Here is a 17,135-nt window from a genome sequence, read left to right as displayed (position 1 = left end):
CCTCATCGACGCGGGAAAAGATCGCGTTCAGCGACCAGAAACCCGTATGCCGCGATGCAGAGGCTGGCGTGATGGTGAAAGCCTCGCCAGTTGCGCCCCTCATAGTGACCCAAGCCGAACTCCTGCTTGAGCTCCTGATAGTGGCGCTCGATTTGCCAGCGCGCCTTGGCGATGGCCACCAGCATCGTCAAACGCGGTTGGCATGTCCCAGCCTGGGGGTTAGGTCGTCAAGGTAGGCATTGAAGACTATGCCGAGAAAGCCATCAGGACGAGGAAGGATCGTGCCACTCAAGTCGCACCTCCAACCCCCCTCGCTCATGGTTTCGCAACTTCAACTCGGCATGCTGTCGTTTCGCCAACGCGACGGCGATCGATAGTCCCAGGCCGCTACCGCTGATACTCTGCGACGAGGCACGTCGAAAACGCTGGGTCACGGATCCCAGTAAAGCCTCGGGTATTCCCGGGCCGGTATCGCGTATGATCAGCTGGAGTCCCTGGGGCACCTTGTCGAGGGAGACCGTGACGCGGCCTTCATCCGGCGTATAGCGCATCGCGTTGTCCAACAGGTTGCGTATGAGGATGCCAAGCTCGGTGGCATTGGCCGTCACGTAGCATGGCTCTTCCCTGGCGCGAGTAGTCCCGGCTATTTCCAACGTCTGTCCGCGCGACTCGGCCAACGGCCAAAGTTCCGCCGCCAGGTCTTCCACCAGCAGCCCTACATCAATCTTCTCGACATTATGCTGCTGACGCTGGTCCAGGCGTGCCAATATCAATAGCTGCTCGACCACGCGCTGTAATCGCTCGATACCGATCCTGGCCTTATCCAGCGATGCCGCTTCACCCTCGACGGCGTTATCCAACTGGATCTTCAGTCCGGCCAAGGGCGTGCGCAGTTCGTGAGCGGCGTCGGCGGTAAAGCGGCGCTCCTTTTGCAGAGCTTCACCGAGCCTGGTGATAAAATCGTTGAGGGCGCGATGCAGCCCGTCAAGCTCCCGCGGTACCGATAGACTGATGGGGCTCAGGTCCGTTTGATCCCGGCCACGTACCTGTCGTGACAATTGTTCAATGGGCGTGAGTCCGCGACGAATCGCGCGCATCATCAGCCACAGTGCCAGTGGCATCATCAACAGCATCGGCCAGAGATGGTTGATCGTGATGCGGTTGACGATGGACTGATGGAAGCGCTGCTGGAGACCGATACGCAGCCAAGTCTCGCTGTTGCTATCAAACAGGCTGAAGACTCGCCAGCGCCGACCCTCGTAGTCGACCCAGCGAAAACCTTCTTCTCGCGGCGCGGGGAAGGCGGACGTTTCGTGCCAGCGAGGCCCCATCATGAGCGGGCGGCCCTGCGCGTTCCAAAAGCCCAGGCCCACCTTTTTTTCTTCATGATGGAAAAGGGCGGCTGCCGACGTCTGCGCTGTCGTATCAGTTAGCAGGTCGTCATACAGCTGCGCCGGATGGTCTGGCTGGCTCAGCTGCCGAGACAGTGCACGGTATACCTCGGTATTGGGTGAGTCTGGTAGAAAAGACGCCATGATACGCGCCTCGAGGCTAAGCTGAGCGTCAAGAATTTCTTCAAGCTCGTGCTGGGAAATCAAGTACGCCGCGACAACGGACAGCGCGCTAACCGCTATCAGGGTAATGGCCAACGTGCGGACCAGATATCGGCGTATTGAAATCATGTCGCCCGGCTGTCCAGGCGATAGCCGATACCACGCACGGTGGTAATCAGTCGCTTGTCAAGTTTCTTGCGCAAGTGGTGCACATGAACCTCCAGAGCGTTGGATTCCACTCCCTCACCCCAACCGTAGAGCAGGCTTTCCAAGCGAGTGCGCGAGAGGACTTTATCGGCATGGCGTACCAGCTCGAGCAGCAAGGCGTATTCGCGCCGCCTCAAGTCAACTTCCTGGTCACGCCAGGACACTTTGTGGCTGGCCTCATCAATTAACAGATCGCCAAGCTTAAGTTCGCAAGAGCTGTGACCGGAGGCGCGCCGAGTCACGACCCGCAAACGGGCCAGCAATTCCTGCAAATCAAAAGGCTTGAGCACGTAATCGTCTGCTCCGGCATCCAGTCCGCGAATGCGTGACTCTATCGCATCTCGCGCGGTCAGAATCAGCAAGGGCACATTGCTTGTGCGGCGTACGCTCGCCAGCACCTCCAGGCCATCGATATCCGGCAGTCCCAGATCCAATATCACCGCCGAGAAGTCTTCGTTTTCCAGAGCGGTTAGGCCCTCGCGTCCTCGAGAAAGCCAGTCAACCACATAGCCTTGGCGCTCTAGGGCACATTTGACACCGTCTCCCAGCAGGGAATCATCCTCTATCAGCAGTATGCGCATTGTCTATCCTCACGAGTCCTGACTCGATTATCGGCTAGCAGGCTTAAGATTTGCTTAAGCATGCATTATGCGTTGTTCTCTTTTGTCCTGTCTGCATGAAGAGCCTCGTCATATATCCCCCATGACCTGTCATCATCTTGTAGTGATCCACTATTTTCGGACAGTACGTTAAATCTTTTCCTCGGCCGCCATAGGCGATATATCATCGTTGAAAGCATGGGGTTATTGCCGATTGTAGTAGCCCATCAGGTAGTCACCGATATCCTGACGTGCCTTGTGCAGATTCGTGTATCTCAGCGCGGGCACTCATTCCATTTTCAGACTACGGAACAACCGCTCCATCGGGGCGTTATCCCAGCCGTTGCCACCACAGCTCATGCTTTGCTGCATTCGGTAACGCCATAGCCGCTGACGGAACGACCGGCTGGCATACTGGCTATCCTGATCCGAGTGGAATATAAGGCCTTCTGGCCTACCGCGCGATCTCCAGGCATGATCCAGCGCCTTAATGACCAACGCTGCATAGAGGTCTCATGACCAGAACACAGTGCCGCCCCCCCGTTCATTACCCCACGATGCTCCCAGGAATGTAGCGAGGAAGAGATAGGGCCTAAGCTGACGTTAAGTAACGCCGGTTAGTCTGAAGGAGACAGTCTTTTAGCCTGAGGAGCCTATATATGACCATGCTTGCTTATTCAATTGGCTCGCCGGTCGGTCAGCGACTTCAATGTGAAAATCTTCTTATGTTGCCTATTGCGATATTGGCGCTGCTACACGGTGCCATGTTCACGGCGGGCACTGTCTATGGCGAATTACTGATGTTGGCTATGCTTGCCAGCCTCGGCTCCCTTCGGCTTGCCGCGTCGCCCAATACATCCCAGCTAGCAGATGACTTACAAGTCTTAGCCATAGCCGCGCTCGTTACCATCGCTATGCTGTACGTACTAGCCTAACCCGACTATGGCGACCAAGCCCCGTGCCTCCGAAGTTTATGTCAATTTGTCCCCTCTCATTCGATTGTGCATCGCGGTACGGCGCCCACTGAGAGACATATCGTCTAACAACGGATGATGCGGTCCTCACAGCTGCCGTATCAACTAGAAGCATAGGATCGGTTGTAAGTCTTCGTCGTTAAGGTTCGCGTCAGATTAGCGTGTTTCGATGACGGGTATGCCAACCAGCATGCACCCTGAATCAACGAGGAGAGCTACCATGAAAATCCGTCATTTCGTCGCCAGCGCCGCCCTGCTGTTCACCACTGCCGCTGTCGCGGGCCCGCAATGCACCGAGGCGCCGGAGTCCGAGTGGACGTCCCAGGGCGCCATGCAGCAGGAGCTGACCGATCAAGGCTACACCATCGACGAGTTCAAGGTGACCGATGGCAACTGCTACGAGATTTACGGCGAGGACAAAGAAGGTGTGAAAGTCGAGATCTACTTCAACCCAGTCAACGGCGAGGTCGTAAAGGAGTATCGCAATGACTGACACCCCGAAAGCGAGCGCCGTGACCCGGGACAACCGGGTCAAGGTCTGGGATCCGGCGGTGCGCGTCTTTCATTGGAGCCTAGTGGCGGCGTTTGCCGTCGCCTACTTCACTCCGGACAGCAACCGCGACATCCACGAATGGTCCGGCTATGTCGCCCTAGGGCTGGTGTTTTTTCGCCTGGTCTGGGGCGTGATCGGCAGTCGTCATGCACGCTTCAGTGACTTCGTGTCGGGCCCCAAGCGCCTGAGCGACTATCTGCGGCGCGCCCTGAAAGGACAGGAGCCGCGCTATATTGGTCATAATCCTGCGGCGGCGATCATGATCCTTTTCCTGCTCGCGGCCGTCGGTGTGATCGGCGTCAGCGGCTGGCTGCTGACCACCGACTGGGGATGGGGCAGCGAGACGATCGAAGAAGTGCACGAGATAGCGGTGAACATCACCCTTGTGGCGATCGCGCTGCACGTGGCGGCGGCGATCTACGAAAGCGTGCATCATCGAGAAAATCTGGTTCGTTCCATGGTGACCGGTCACAAACGGCGTTGAGCAACGGCATCTGTAATAGGAGGCATCAATGACTTATCACGATACTCGCCGGCGTTATGGCGCTGTCAGTCTTTTGTTTCATTGGGCGATGGCGCTTCTCATCATCGCCCAGTTCATGGCGCTCGGCGGCTACATCAATGACGGTGAACACTGGATCGGCAACACCATCGTTCCTTGGCACGTCGATATCGGGCTGCTACTGCTCGTTCTGGTGTCACTGCGGGTCCTCTGGATGCTGGGGCAGCGGGAACATCGCCCAGAGCTCCGCGGTCGTCATGCCATGCAGCTGATGGCGAAAGGCGGGCATCTCTTGCTCTATGTTTGCATGATACTGATGCCGGTGACGGGCATTCTGATCATGGTGGGCGAGGGCCATTCCCTGGGGTTTTTCGGCCTCCAGCTTCTCGCCGAGCGCGAGACGGAAATGTCCTGGGCGATCATGCTAGGCGAATCGCACGCGCCGATTTCCTGGCTATTCGTGGCCCTGGTACTCGGCCATTTGGGAGCGGCGCTGTATCACCATTTCGTCAAACATGACGATACGCTCCAGCGCATGACTGCAAGATCGTCGCTGCGGAGTCCGAATAACGGAACAAAGTAACCCCCTCTGTCAGCTTAGTTGTCCAGTTGGCGATTTCGCCTGAATTAACCTCAGAATGGGCAGCATAGGATGGTTCATGCCACATTATTCCGAGGAACGCAAGGCCGTAGTGCTAAAGCAATTGTTGCCGCTAGACAACCGTAGTGTGGCGTCGGTCGCCGCCGAAGCAGACATCGAGGATCAACCCTGTATGGTTGGCTGAAAACATGCCGACAACAAGGAATGTCTGTGCCTGGCAAGCGTAAAACCGGAGACGAATGGTCGGCCGATGCCAAGTTGGCCATGGTGATTGAAACGGCCCCCATCAGAAGCCGAGATGGGCGCCTACTGCCATGAAAAGGGGCTCTTCGTCGCTGGATGTGGAATTCGCCCCTGAGCCGGGCCAGGATATGACCTCCACATGGACAGGAGATAGAGCATGGACGGCACTCAGATTCTACCCCTCGGCCTGGGCCTTGAAGCGCTCTGGGTTCTCAAGGACCAGCACCTGGATACCGCCGTGTCGCCTCATCGCCTGGACCCCTATGTCGAGGCTGAGCGAGGCAGCCTCTACCCTTACCCGGAGTACGGCCAGGCCTGCCCGGCCCATGACTTCGCCGACAAGACCTGGCGGCATCTGAACTTCTTCCAGCACCACTGCTATCTGCATGCACGCGTCCCAAGTGCCAAGAGCATGGTGTCAAGCGCATCGAGGTGCCCTGGGCACGGCCCGGCAGTGACTTTACCCTGTTGTTCGAGCAGGCTGCCATATCGCTGATCAAGGAGATGCCGGTGCTGGCCGTCTCCCGGCAGCTGGAGATTGCCGACAAGCGCCTGTGGCGCATCGTGCACTACTATGTGGGACGGATGCTGTCCGAGGTCGCGGCTACCGGCCTGGATGAGACGGCCTCACGACGCGGCCAGCGCCATGTCACCGTGCTCCTTGACATGCAGCGTCCTCAGGAGCCGGTGATCTGTGCTGTGCCTGGCCATGGCAAGCCGCCATCGAGGCCTTCAGCGCCTTCCAGGCGGCGACCCGGACAACGTGGTCGAAGTCGTCTGTGACATGTCCCAGGCCTTCCTGAGTAGCGTGGCCGAGCACCTGCCCAGCGCCGAAATGACGGTCGACTGGTTCCACATCGTGCAGACTTTCACCAAGGCCCCTGGACGAGGTCCGCAAGCGAGAGCGCCGCCAACAAACTCATCCCAAGGCACTGCGCTGGGCGGTGCTGAAGAACACCGAGGCCGGCAACCTGACAGCCAACCAGGTCACCGCCCTCCAGGAGCTAGTAAGTGACCGTAGCGCCACGGCGGAAGCCTGGATCATCAAGGAGAAGCTGAGGTGGATCCAACAGGCGCCGACGCCACGAGGCGCTCGCTGGCGGATCACCCACTACCTGAACGTGATGCGCGTTGCAGTGGCCGACAACGCGCTCCTGAAACCGATGGCGAAAGCCCTGAATACGCTGGAACGAGATGCCGAGCAGGTGGTAAGGCGCTGGCTCTCCGGCCTGACCAACCGCACCTGGAAGGCATGAACGGTCTGTTCCTGGCCGCCAGGTCACGTGCACGCGGCTATCGGAACGAGGCCAACTTCATCGCCATGATCTATCTGATCGGTAGCCCTGTGGGGCGCATGCTGAATCACACTCAATCCACATGAAGTGACGAAGAACCCAAAAGAGCCGTCAATCACGCGGAACCCGACAGCTAATATCTTGAGTCGCTCGTTACTCAACGTGTTTTATCTTTGAGCTGGGGAGGAGGCATTTGGTATAACTTTGGCTCCAGACAATAGTGTCTCATAAAAATCCGGCGTATTGGCAATGCGAGAAGTTGAGTTAATTGTAATTAAATATTTAAACCCATTTTTTTAATAGCATCTTTAGCAGATGATATTGAATTCAAACAATAAGCGCAGCACCTGCAGTATCCAAGGCTCCTGAGTATTCTCCCAGAAACACCTGTGCGGGTGTCCGATAGCCGAGTGTTTCCCGGACAGTCTGCATCGTGCACAGGAGTTCTGAACAATTTCGAGGATCGTGCAGAGGTCTGCTGACACGTTTCGTTAACAAATCCGCTGCACACCGGATGCCTCACCCGATGAGCTAGCGCAATCGTCTCCCGATAATGATCACTGGGCAAACTCGTCGTGCAAACGTTCCAGAGACTCCGGGACTCGCTTCCCATAGGTTGCCAGCGCAAGCAGAACGGCGCGCCCGTCCGAAGGACTGCCGGGATGGTTTCTGACAGGCAGGCAAGAAGTGCGAATCCCTCTCACCCGCCTATTAATGACCTGGATCATTTTTTTGCCGCCGGGAAGTACCTAGACTCCATAGGCACAACATATGGTGTTTTTGTTTATGCTTGATACCATATATAGAAATCCGGTCAGTGAAGGAGTGCTCCATGGAAAGCCCGCAGCCTGGTACCGTCGGGGTGGCATCGACGATCAATGAATATCTGCAGCGCGCCGACTGGCGCGTCAATGCCAACGCCAATCAGGGCTATTCCCTGGGCGGGCTGATTCTCAACGCCTCGGGCAAGCTGATCGCCAACTACTGGCTGGACGAGGTCTACCCCGCCGCGGTGGGCGACGCCCATCGCGAGGGCGACCTGCATATCCACGATCTGGATATGCTCAGCGGCTACTGCGCCGGCTGGTCGCTGCGCACCCTGCTGACCGAAGGCTTCAATGGCGTGCCGGGCCGGGCAGAGAGCGCGCCGCCCCGGCACCTTTCCAGTGCCCTGGGGCAGATGGTCAATTTCCTCGGCACCTTGCAGAATGAGTGGGCCGGCGCCCAGGCGTTCAGCTCTTTCGACACCTATCTGGCGCCCTTCGTGCGCCTCGACCGGCTCGACTACCCGGCAGTGAAGCAGGCGGTGCAGGAGTTCATCTACAACCTCAACGTGCCCTCGCGCTGGGGCAGCCAGACGCCGTTCACCAATCTGACCTTCGACTGGGTCTGCCCGGCGGACCTGCGCGACCAGGTGCCGGTCATCAGCGGCCAGGAGCAACCCTTCACCTACGGCGAGCTGCAGGCCGAGATGGACCTGCTCAACCGCGCCTATCTGGAGGTGATGGAGGCAGGGGACTGCCGCGGCCGGACGTTCACCTTTCCGATCCCCACCTACAACATCACGCACGACTTCGACTGGCACAGCGACAACGCCGAGCGGCTCTTTGCGCTAACCGCCAAGTACGGCCTGCCGTACTTCCAGAACTTCCTCAACTCGGACCTGGAGCCGCACATGGTGCGTTCCATGTGCTGCCGGCTGCAGCTGGATCTCAGCGAGCTGTTCAAGCGCGGCAACGGCCTGTTCGGCAGCGCCGAGCAGACCGGCTCGCTGGGCGTGGTGACGATCAACTGCGCACGCCTGGGCCACCGCTTTGCCGGTGACCGGGCGGGGCTCTATGCCGAGCTGGACCGGCTGCTCGAGCTGGGCCGCGACAGCCTGGAGATCAAGCGCGAATGCATCCAGAAGTGGATGGACGGCGGCCTTTATCCCTACAGCCAACGCTACCTGGGCACGCTGCACAATCATTTCTCGACCCTGGGGGTAAACGGCCTCAACGAGATGGCGCGCAATATCAGCGACGATTACTACGATATCGCCGACCCTGAGGGACAGCAGCTGGCGGTCGAGGTGTTGGAGCATGTGCGTGAGCGGATGCGTGAGTTCCAGGAGAGCACCGGTCACCTCTACAACCTGGAGGCAACCCCGGCCGAGGGGACCACCTACCGTTTCGCCAAGGAGGACGCCAAGCGCTTTCCCGGTATTCTGCAGGCCGGGACGGCCCAGGCGCCTTACTACACCAACTCCAGCCAGCTGCCGGTAGGCCATACCGACGATCCCTTCGAGGCGCTGATCCACCAGGATCCGCTGCAGACGCGCTATACCGGCGGCACCGTGCTGCATCTCTACATGCGCGAGCGGCTCTCTTCGGCCAGCGCCTGCAGGAAGCTGGTCCACACCGCTCTATCGAGCTTTCACCTCCCCTATCTCACCGTGACGCCGACCTTCTCGATCTGTCCGGTGCACGGCTATCTGGCCGGCGAACACGAGTTCTGCCCGAAGTGCGACGACGCCCTTCTGGCACAGCGCGCCTCCCAGGCCGATACCCCGGCCTGAGGCATTGCCGACCCGTGAACGGGTCATCATCGTAAAGAGGAGCTTTTCATGAACCACTCCACCGAAACCCTGCCCACCGAACAGCGTCAGCGCTGCGAAATCTGGACTCGGGTGATGGGCTATCACCGCCCGGTCAGCCAGTTCAACCACGGCAAGCAGTCCGAACACTACGAGCGCTGCCACTTCCGGGAGCACGCCACCACCCGTTAAACCCACCACCACGCCGGACGCCTGCGGGCGTCCGGTCGGAATTTGCCGCTATGTCCCCCATTGAATCCCGTCGGCCGCAGTTGCCTGTGGCCGGCCTGACACCCATGACCACCCTGGACTATCCCGACCACCTCGCCTGCGTGGTTTTCCTGCAGGGCTGCCCCTTGCGCTGCGGCTACTGTCATAACCCGCAGATGCTCGAACCGAGAAAGGCCAAGCCCGATGAGTGGGCGGAGATCGAGGCCTTCCTTGACAGGCGCCGTGGCTTGCTGGAAGGCGTCGTGTTCAGCGGCGGCGAGCCTATGCTGCATGCTGATTTGCCGCTGGCCGCCGCGCGGGTTCGCGCCCTGGGCTTCAGGGTCGGGTTGCACACTGCCGGCGTTTATCCCCGGCGCCTGAAGGCGCTGCTGCCCTGGCTCGACTGGGTGGGGCTGGACGTGAAGGGTAGCGCCGAAAACTTCGACGTCATTGTCGGCCGACGCGGTATGGCTGCTGCCCATCGGGAGAGTCTGGCCCAGCTACTGGCCAGCGATGTCGCCTTCGAGTGCCGCACGACCGTCCACTGGCGCGACTGGACCCTGGCATCGCTACGCGATTTGGCCCTATCGCTGTCGGCGCAGGGAGTGACGCATTATGCTATCCAGATGGCACGCCCTCAGCAGTGTCTGGAAGAAGCCTACACTCAACCGGTGACAACGGCCCCGACGACTGCCGAGCTGCACGATCTCGTGCATCGCCTGCAGCCTGCCTTTCAACACCTGGAGCTGCGCGAAGGAGTGGTTTAGTTCGGTTGCGGAGCCTCTTTCGACGCCTGCTCGCCGTTACTGTCATTTTCAGCAAGTGGCTGATCGTCTCCACCACGGATCGCTGGGACAGCAGCGCCGAGAAAATGCTGGAAAACCAGGCTCTGATCCTGGTCGTCCCTCATGTCAGGATTTTTTTGAGCTTCTGCAAGGCCCTGTTCCGCTGCGCCCGGAAGAACCACTTGATGGCTTGAGTGTAGTTCTGGGGAACGCCCCTGCCTTCGCCATATAACAAGCCGAGACCGAATTGCGCCTCGATAATGCCCTGTTCCGCGGCCTGGCGAGTCCATTCAGCGGCTTGAGTATCGTCCTGGGAAACACCCTCGCCTTTGAGGTACATAATGCCCAGGTTGTGCTGCGCGTCGGCAATGCCCTGTTCCGCGGCCTGGCGGTACCACTTGACAGCTTGGGTGTCGTCCTGGGTGACGCCCCTGCCGTTGACGTACATGACGCCCAAATTGTGCTGCGCGCCGGCAAAACCCTGTTCCGCCGCCTGGTGGTACCACTCGACGGCTTGGGTGTCGTCCTGGGGGATGCCCCTGCCTTTGTCGTACATGACGGCTAGATTGTACTGCGCGGCGGCAAAGTCCTGTTCCGCGGCCTGGCGGAACCACTCAGCAGCCTGGGTGTAGTCTTGGGGAACTCCTATGCCGTTGTGGTACATGACGCCCAGATTGTGCTGCGCGGAGGCAAGGCCCTGTTCCGCGGCTTGGCGGAACCACTCAGCAGCTTTAGTGGTGTTCCGAGGAAAAACGCCCCTGCCGTTGAGGTACATGGCGCCAAAATTGTTCTGCGCTTGGGCATCGCCTTGTTCAGCGCGGTGTTTAGTATCGCTCTGACTGAGGTCGTCGAACCCGTTAACGCCAGTAAGCGAACGGGCGTAGATCACCAATACCACCCCTGCGATCACGGGGCTGACACACAGCAGGGCCCGTAACACGGTATCCAGCTCCATCATGCCTCCTTGCCCGCCTGGTGGAGTCTTCCCAGGAGAGCCATTTCCCCGGTGCTTTGTTTTCCTTGGCCGCTGCGTGTCAGGGGTCTGGGCGGCGTCGTTCGCTCTGGCAGTGTCTCCGTACGCTATTTACACCCCTTAGCCCGGCTTATTCATGAGGCTGGCTTGAAAATAAAGATGGCGAGGGGTTTCTCTTGTAGAATCAGGATGTTCCAGCCAGAACTTGATTCAAGAGGACCTCTCGCCATGGGTGAAAGATTATCGTCGTGGACGCCTTCCTGCAATGGTTCTGTTCGGGCCGAGCTAAGCGGCCACCGCACCACCAGCGACAGCGGTGCCCTGCTGCTGCGTGAAGCCCTCGACAACAGCGGTGTCATCCAGGCGCTGGAAGAGAGCCTGGTCGACCGGCGTGATCCACTGCGTATTCGTCATTCCCTGGCCAGCCAGCTGCGAACCGTCGTGTTGCAGCGCGCCATGGGGTGGATCGACCTGGACGATACCGACACGCTGCGTCACGATCCGCTCTGGCAGCTGGCGTGCAGCGATGCACGCGGGATGACGCCTCTGGCACAGGACCGTCCGTCGCAGGCGACGCTGTCGCGGCTGCTGGCCTGCCTCGGAGGGCCCGATAACATCGATACCGTGCATGAAGGCCTGTTGCGCCTGGCGATCTGGCGCCTGGCATCGCTGAACCACGGCGAGCAGCCCGATAACCTGACGCTGGACATCGACGGCCTGCCGATCGAGGTCCATGGTCGTCAGGGCGGGTCGGCCTTTCACGGGCTGTACGGCACACGCATTTATTCGCCGCTGGTGGCCTCGCTGGCCGAGACCGGTGACATGGTCGGCGGCCTGCTGCGCGAGGGTAACGCGGGCCCTGCCGAGAACGCCGATACCTGGATCCCTCACCTGGTACGGCGCCTCAATGAAGCCACCGGTGCGACAGTGACAGTGCGTATCGATGCCGGGTTTACCGGCAACGATACGCTGCTGGCCATGGAAGAGCGTGATATCGGGTACCTGGGCCGGCTGCGCAGCAACAACACCCTTCAGACGCTGGCGGCGCCGTATCTCAAGCGGCCGCCCGGCCGACCCCCGGACCAGCCCCGGGAATGGTGCCATGACCTTGAATACCGGGCCGACAGCTGGCCCGCGCCACGGCGCGTCGTGCTGGTGGTTCAGGAGCGCCCCGACGACCTGTTGCTCCACGCCTTCTTCCTGGTGACCAACCTGAGTCGGTACCACTGGCCGCCGGAAAAGGTGTTATCGCTGTACCGCAAGCGCGGCAGCGCCGAGGCGCACATGGGCGAGGTCAAGTCGGCGCTGGATGTCCACCTCTCGTCGACCGATCGCGGCGCCTCCACCGAGCAGAACGTGATGGATCGCAACGAGGCGAGTCTTCTGCTGAGCCTTTACGCCTATCAGGTGCTGCATGGTCTGCGTTGCGTGCTGGAACGGCAAACCCGACAGGGCTGGAGCCTGATCCGGATGCGTGAGCAGGTCCTCAAGGTGGCCGCCACCCTGATCCTCCACGCCCGACGTATCACGGTCCACCTCGGCGCCGCTGCCGATAAATGGTGGCCGACTCTGCTGAAAGGGCTACCAAAACTGACGGCTTTGCGCTGACGCCTCAGCGGTCGCATAAGCAAGACAGTGAGACGCCGGTCCTGTCGATGACCGGCGGTTCCGGCTGCCCGGATGACCGACGACAAGGCAGGGAAGGGGCTGAATAACGGCGATAACAGCCGGACAGAGCGTCACCGGAAGACGATGCCGTCTCGAAATCGGCGTTCGGCGACGAGCTACCGGCTCCCCGGGGCTTCAGGATGCCCAATCAGCGTTCCGGTGAATAAGCCGGGGGTACGGGACCCGCCAGTCAGCGAGACGCGACGTCGTGACCTATATCGAGATGGAGTACAACAGCTGCCGGCTGCACTCCACTCTTGGCTACCAAGCGCCAAGGGAAATAGAAAAAATCGCCGAAGCAGCTTAATAAAAGTGTCCGCTACGACTTGACCAGAACACCGGAATGAGTCCTGAGCCTATGTCACTCTCCATGATTGAACTTGCATTAAAAGCAGTTATTCCATTTGCTCTTATTTTCTTCGGGATCAACAGAATTTCAACCATCCCGCATGGCAGCGATGGTCGTATTCTTTATTTGAATCCACCATTTCGTAAGTGCTTATTCAAAATTAATCGCGTATTCAGTGCCATAACCACCAAGTAGGCGGTGTACCTCATCACAGAGGCGATCAAAAGAGAGATAGGCTCCCAGCGGCAACCATGCATACTTCATTTGCCGCCACAGTATCTCAATCAAGTTCAGCTCTGGTGAGTAAGCCGATAGGTAAACCAGGTGCACGCGATGCGACATCCACTCAAGTATCTTCCGCCTGAAGGCCTTGGAGCGATGCATGCTGGCGTTATCAAGCACCACGACAGCAAAGGTATCGGGATCTTTCTGCGCCACAAACTGATCGAACGCCTCGATAACAATTTGCGTGGTGACCGACTCAGTCGTCGTGTGATAAACCAATTTCCCCGCTCGGCTGAGGAATCCCAGCACGTTCAGCCTTCGGCTATGTGAGTAGGCCGTTATCTCACATGGTTCGCCGACAGGGCTCCAGGCGTAAGGGACTGACGACGACTGTGAAAAGCCTGATTCATCAAAATAGTAGAGCTCATGGTCACCGAGATCTTCCCATTGCTGAAGTACCTTGATGAGGCCTTGGGTGTTGCGGAAATCCGTTTCGTTGCGCCGTTCCTTCAGCGAATGCCGGATCCGTTTGAAGCTGAAACCGTTTTTTTTAGCGCTCTACGAAGCGTGATCAGGCTAACAATTTTCCCCGTTTCTTCCTGAAAGCGGGCATGCAAGGAGCGAAGCTGATGGGGTTGCTCAGCGACCAGCTCCTGTAGCCGCTGATGGTCCGCATCATCTAGGGCCGGTGTGCGTCCACTCCGTGGCTTGTCGATCAACCCGTCGAGGCCCGACACTTCCCACTTCTTGAGCCATATGGATACGGCATCACGGCGAACCTGCAGTATCTCACTGATTTGGTTGATTGTATGACCCTGATCACTCAGCAAAATAGCATGGGCACGACGGCGCAGAGCGCACTTCTCACCATGGTGATAAGCAGAAAGCAGCGTGTGCAGTTCAGATTCAGATAGTGATTCGACGAAGCGCCTTGCCATTATTCTGTCCGCTTTTTGTCAGAAATTTGGGCACCCATTATGCACGAATATTTTGGATCAGGCACTTAGATCGGCAAGCTTTGAAGCAACACTTCCATGCTTTCGCTTTGTACACGTGCTGAGTAAAGAAGATCCAGATTCTCCATTATCCCGGCTTATTCATGAGGCTGGCTTGAAAATAAAGATGGCGAGGGGTTTCTCTTGTAGAATCAGGATGTTCCAGCCAGAACTTGATTCAAGAGGACCTCTCGCCATGGGTGAAAGATTATCGTCGTGGACGCCTTCCTGCAATGGTTCTGTTCGGGCCGAGCTAAGCGGCCACCGCACCACCAGCGACAGCGGCGCCTTGCTGCTGCGTGAAGCCCTCGACAACAGCGGTGTTATCCAGGCGCTGGAAGAAAGCCTGGTCGACCGGCGTGATCCACTGCGTATTCGTCATTCCCTGGCCAGCCAGCTGCGAACCGTCGTGTTGCAGCGCGCCATGGGGTGGATCGACCTGGACGATACCGACACGCTGCGTCACGATCCGCTCTGGCAGCTGGCGTGCAGCGATGCACGCGGAATGACGCCTCTGGCACAGGACCGTCCGTCGCAGGCGACGCTGTCGCGGCTGCTGGCGTGCCTTGGGAGTCATGACAACATCGATACCGTGCATGAAGGCCTGTTGCGCCTGGCGATCTGGCGCCTGGCATCGCTGAACCACGGCGAGCAGCCCGATAACCTGACGCTGGACATCGACGGCCTGCCGATCGAGGTCCATGGTCGTCAGGGCGGGTCGGCCTTTCACGGGCTGTACGGCACACGCATTTATTCGCCGCTGGTGGCCTCGCTGGCCGAAACCGGTGACATGGTCGGCGGCCTGCTGCGCGAGGGTAACGCGGGCCCTGCCGAGAACGCCGATACCTGGATCCCTCACCTGGTACGGCGCCTCAATGAAGGCACCGGTGCGACAGTGACAGTGCGTATCGATGCCGGGTTTACCGGCAACGATACGCTGCTGGCCATGGAAGAGCGTGATATCGCGTACCTGGGCCGGCTGCGCAGCAACAACACCCTTCAGACGCTGGCGGCGCCGTATCTCAAGCGGCCGCCCGGCCGACCCCCGGACCAGCCCCGGGAATGGTGCCATGACCTTGAATACCGGGCCGACAGCTGGCCCGCGCCACGGCGCGTCGTGCTGGTGGTTCAGGAACGCCCCGATGACCTGTTGCTCCACGCTTTTTTCCTGGTGACCAACCTGAGTCGGTACCACTGGCCGCCGGAAAAGGTGTTATCGCTGTACCGCAAGCGCGGCAGCGCCGAGGCGCACATGGGCGAGGTCAAGTCGGCGCTGGATGTCCACCTCTCGTCGACGGATCGCGGCGCCTCTACCGAGCAGAACGTGATGGATCGCAACGAGGCGAGTCTTCTGCTGAGCCTTTACGCCTATCAGGTGCTGCATGGTCTGCGTTGCGTGCTGGAACGGCAAACCCGACAGGGCTGGAGCCTGATCCGGATGCGAGAGCAGGTCCTCAAGGTGGCCGCCACCCTGATCCTCCACGCCCGACGTATCACGGTCCACCTCGGCGCCGCAGCCGATAAATGGTGGCCGACTCTGCTGAAAGGGCTACCAAAACTGACGGCGTTGCGCTGACGCCTCAGCGGTCGCATAAGCAAGAGAGTGAGACGCCGGTCCTGTCGATGACCGGCGGTTCCGGCTGGCCGGATGACCGACGACAAGGCAGGGAAGGGGCTGAATAACGGCGATAACAGCCGGACAGAGCGTCACCGGAAGACGATGCCGTCTCGAAATCGGCGTTCGGCGACGAGCTACCGGCTCCCCGGGGCTTCAGGATGCCCAATCAGCGTTCCGGTGAATAAGCCGGGATTATGGTATGAGGCATCTGCTTTTCAGTTATCTGTCGGGTCCCGTGTGATTAACAACCCGCTTGGTAAATAACTCAGGTCGCTTGGCCTGCCACTCCTTCATCGCCGCAATCGGTGATTGATGATGCAGTGCCTTCTGCGAGATGTGGTGATTGTACAGCCAAGCGTAGCGTTTGAGCGTCTGCTCCAGATCCTCGCCTGAGGTATAGCGCCGGGTGGCCAGCACGTCGCTGATGCGGCCGTTGAACCGTTCTACCATACCGTTCGTCTGCGGCCTTCCCGGCTTGATCAGGCGATGGTCGATACCATGGGCCTGGCACTCCAGATCGAAGGGATGGCGGCCGCTGGGCCTGCGCTCACCTGCCCGCGTGAAGCGATCGGTGAACGACTTGCCGTTGTCAGTCAGCACCGTCTGGATCGTGAAGGGCGCCTTTTCCTCCACACACTTCATGAACGCCTTGGCATCCCTGGCGGACTGGCTGCGCCTGACTTCCAGATAGACCCAACGTGTGGCACGGTCGATGGCAACATATAGGTAGCGCTTTTGCTCCTCGTCGGGCATCTGGGGCAGGTGCTTGATATCGACATGCACATACCCAGGCTCGTAGTCCTTGAAGGGCTTGTGCCGAGGCTTGCCATCATCTCCGGCATCCTGACGGGCCAGTTCCGCGAGTGTCGGCACCTCACGGCGCTTAAGCATGCGATGCAAGCCGGAGCGTGACAACCGAGGATTCAGAAACTCACGTGCCACGACGAGCAAGTCATCCAGACCGAGGCGCAGGAACTCGCGAGCGGCGATCAGCACTTCCTCCTGCTCGGACGTGAGCGTAGCCAGCAGGTTATGGCGTGTATGGGACCGATCATGAACATCGTCGCGGTACCGCCAACGGCGTATCGTCGAATCACCAACACCGTACTGGCGCGCCAACTCGCTATCGCTGATGCTGGCGGGCGCTGCCTGGATGTCAGCACGGATCTTTGGTGTGGTGGTGGCCTGCTTATGCAGCTTGATGTCCATG

The 17,135-nt window shown here is 59.3% G+C and carries 14 protein-coding genes and 4 pseudogenes; 11 read left to right on the top strand and 7 right to left on the bottom strand.

The window, feature by feature from the left end:
- Window positions 1-23 precede the first annotated feature (23 nt).
- The 4 genes and pseudogenes from ACZ415_RS04965 to ACZ415_RS04950 form a co-directional block, all read right to left on the bottom strand.
- Window positions 24-185 (bottom strand): annotated as a pseudogene (locus ACZ415_RS04965) (transposase); the annotation flags it as partial.
- 78 nt (window positions 186-263) lie between these two features.
- Entirely contained in the window at window positions 264-1,682 is a 1,419-nt protein-coding gene (locus ACZ415_RS04960; protein ID WP_311883926.1) for an ATP-binding protein, read from the bottom strand.
- Window positions 1,679-2,341 carry a response regulator gene (locus tag ACZ415_RS04955; RefSeq protein ID WP_027962683.1) on the bottom strand — a complete coding sequence of 221 codons (663 nt, stop codon included), beginning with the start codon at window positions 2,339-2,341 and terminating at the stop codon, window positions 1,679-1,681. Before ACZ415_RS04955 ends, ACZ415_RS04960 begins: the two co-directional genes overlap by 4 nt.
- Before the next feature lie 225 nt (window positions 2,342-2,566).
- Window positions 2,567-2,863, bottom strand: a pseudogene (locus ACZ415_RS04950) (DDE-type integrase/transposase/recombinase); the annotation flags it as partial.
- Between the two features lie 155 nt (window positions 2,864-3,018).
- Here ACZ415_RS04950 and ACZ415_RS04945 point away from each other — a divergent pair.
- The 8 genes and pseudogenes from ACZ415_RS04945 to ACZ415_RS04910 all read left to right on the top strand — a co-directional run bounded on the left by ACZ415_RS04945 (window position 3,019) and on the right by ACZ415_RS04910 (window position 10,079).
- Entirely contained in the window at window positions 3,019-3,294 is a 276-nt protein-coding gene (locus ACZ415_RS04945; protein WP_311883925.1) for a hypothetical protein, read from the top strand.
- 259 nt (window positions 3,295-3,553) lie between these two features.
- Window positions 3,554-3,826: a PepSY domain-containing protein gene (locus tag ACZ415_RS04940; protein WP_344703316.1), complete on the top strand. Its 273-nt coding sequence runs from the start codon at window positions 3,554-3,556 to the stop codon at window positions 3,824-3,826.
- Window positions 3,819-4,370 carry a cytochrome b/b6 domain-containing protein gene (locus ACZ415_RS04935; RefSeq protein ID WP_311883924.1) on the top strand — a complete coding sequence of 184 codons (552 nt, stop codon included), beginning with the start codon at window positions 3,819-3,821 and terminating at the stop codon, window positions 4,368-4,370. Before ACZ415_RS04940 ends, ACZ415_RS04935 begins: the two co-directional genes overlap by 8 nt.
- Before the next feature lie 28 nt (window positions 4,371-4,398).
- Window positions 4,399-4,971: a cytochrome b gene (locus tag ACZ415_RS04930; protein WP_311883922.1), complete on the top strand. Its 573-nt coding sequence runs from the start codon at window positions 4,399-4,401 to the stop codon at window positions 4,969-4,971.
- Window positions 4,972-5,389: 418 nt separating this feature from the next.
- Window positions 5,390-6,613: pseudogene (locus ACZ415_RS04925) on the top strand (ISL3 family transposase).
- A 746-nt stretch (window positions 6,614-7,359) separates the two neighbouring features.
- Entirely contained in the window at window positions 7,360-9,084 is a 1,725-nt protein-coding gene (locus ACZ415_RS04920) for a ribonucleoside triphosphate reductase (protein ID WP_344703325.1), read from the top strand.
- A gap of 48 nt (window positions 9,085-9,132) precedes the next feature.
- Window positions 9,133-9,294, top strand: a complete 162-nt coding sequence (gene nrdD / locus ACZ415_RS04915; RefSeq protein ID WP_017428931.1) for an anaerobic ribonucleoside-triphosphate reductase — start codon at window positions 9,133-9,135, stop codon at window positions 9,292-9,294.
- A gap of 104 nt (window positions 9,295-9,398) precedes the next feature.
- On the top strand, window positions 9,399-10,079 hold the full coding sequence (locus ACZ415_RS04910; protein ID WP_464387769.1) for an anaerobic ribonucleoside-triphosphate reductase activating protein: 681 nt from the start codon (window positions 9,399-9,401) through the stop codon (window positions 10,077-10,079).
- A gap of 139 nt (window positions 10,080-10,218) precedes the next feature.
- Here ACZ415_RS04910 and ACZ415_RS04905 read toward each other — a convergent pair whose 3' ends face one another.
- Complete coding sequence (locus ACZ415_RS04905; protein WP_344703322.1) at window positions 10,219-11,052, bottom strand: tetratricopeptide repeat protein; 834 nt, start codon at window positions 11,050-11,052, stop codon at window positions 10,219-10,221.
- Between the two features lie 207 nt (window positions 11,053-11,259).
- Here ACZ415_RS04905 and ACZ415_RS04900 point away from each other — a divergent pair, with 207 nt between their 5' ends.
- Both ACZ415_RS04900 and ACZ415_RS04895 read left to right on the top strand, forming a co-directional pair.
- Window positions 11,260-12,678 carry an IS1380 family transposase gene (locus ACZ415_RS04900; protein ID WP_464387768.1) on the top strand — a complete coding sequence of 473 codons (1,419 nt, stop codon included), beginning with the start codon at window positions 11,260-11,262 and terminating at the stop codon, window positions 12,676-12,678.
- A 235-nt stretch (window positions 12,679-12,913) separates the two neighbouring features.
- Window positions 12,914-13,045 (top strand): annotated as a pseudogene (locus tag ACZ415_RS04895) (IS3 family transposase); the annotation flags it as partial.
- Between the two features lie 192 nt (window positions 13,046-13,237).
- Here ACZ415_RS04895 and ACZ415_RS04890 read toward each other — a convergent pair.
- Window positions 13,238-14,250 (bottom strand): IS630 family transposase gene (locus tag ACZ415_RS04890; RefSeq protein WP_464387722.1). Its coding sequence is split into 2 segments (ribosomal slippage): window positions 13,238-13,866 and window positions 13,866-14,250, totalling 1,014 coding nucleotides; the frame shifts between segments, so codons are not numbered across the junction.
- Window positions 14,251-14,464: 214 nt separating this feature from the next.
- Here ACZ415_RS04890 and ACZ415_RS04885 point away from each other — a divergent pair.
- Complete coding sequence (locus ACZ415_RS04885; RefSeq protein ID WP_464387719.1) at window positions 14,465-15,883, top strand: IS1380 family transposase; 1,419 nt, start codon at window positions 14,465-14,467, stop codon at window positions 15,881-15,883.
- A gap of 261 nt (window positions 15,884-16,144) precedes the next feature.
- Here the strand turns inward: ACZ415_RS04885 and ACZ415_RS04880 are convergent, their stop codons facing one another.
- Complete coding sequence (locus ACZ415_RS04880) at window positions 16,145-17,134, bottom strand: IS481 family transposase (protein ID WP_017428936.1); 990 nt, start codon at window positions 17,132-17,134, stop codon at window positions 16,145-16,147.
- Window position 17,135: the final 1 nt, after the last annotated feature.

Source organism: Halomonas cibimaris (genome assembly GCF_055379665.1).
This window is presented reverse-complemented; position numbering and strand designations above follow the sequence as displayed.

Bases quoted from the DNA above. Each gene is read 5' to 3' on its own strand.
- ACZ415_RS04930 (WP_311883922.1), top strand. From the start codon at position 4,399: ATGACTTATCACGATACTCGCCGGCGTTATGGCGCTGTCAGTCTTTTG.
- ACZ415_RS04935 (WP_311883924.1), top strand. From the start codon at position 3,819: ATGACTGACACCCCGAAAGCGAGCGCCGTGACCCGGGACAACCGGGTC.
- ACZ415_RS04960 (WP_311883926.1), bottom strand. From the start codon at position 1,682: ATGATTTCAATACGCCGATATCTGGTCCGCACGTTGGCCATTACCCTG.
- ACZ415_RS04955 (WP_027962683.1), bottom strand. From the start codon at position 2,341: ATGCGCATACTGCTGATAGAGGATGATTCCCTGCTGGGAGACGGTGTC.
- ACZ415_RS04900 (WP_464387768.1), top strand. From the start codon at position 11,260: ATGTTCCAGCCAGAACTTGATTCAAGAGGACCTCTCGCCATGGGTGAA.
- ACZ415_RS04940 (WP_344703316.1), top strand. From the start codon at position 3,554: ATGAAAATCCGTCATTTCGTCGCCAGCGCCGCCCTGCTGTTCACCACT.
- ACZ415_RS04880 (WP_017428936.1), bottom strand. From the start codon at position 17,134: ATGGACATCAAGCTGCATAAGCAGGCCACCACCACACCAAAGATCCGT.
- ACZ415_RS04920 (WP_344703325.1), top strand. From the start codon at position 7,360: ATGGAAAGCCCGCAGCCTGGTACCGTCGGGGTGGCATCGACGATCAAT.
- ACZ415_RS04885 (WP_464387719.1), top strand. From the start codon at position 14,465: ATGTTCCAGCCAGAACTTGATTCAAGAGGACCTCTCGCCATGGGTGAA.
- ACZ415_RS04905 (WP_344703322.1), bottom strand. From the start codon at position 11,052: ATGGAGCTGGATACCGTGTTACGGGCCCTGCTGTGTGTCAGCCCCGTG.
- ACZ415_RS04945 (WP_311883925.1), top strand. From the start codon at position 3,019: ATGACCATGCTTGCTTATTCAATTGGCTCGCCGGTCGGTCAGCGACTT.
- ACZ415_RS04910 (WP_464387769.1), top strand. From the start codon at position 9,399: ATGACCACCCTGGACTATCCCGACCACCTCGCCTGCGTGGTTTTCCTG.
- nrdD (WP_017428931.1), top strand. From the start codon at position 9,133: ATGAACCACTCCACCGAAACCCTGCCCACCGAACAGCGTCAGCGCTGC.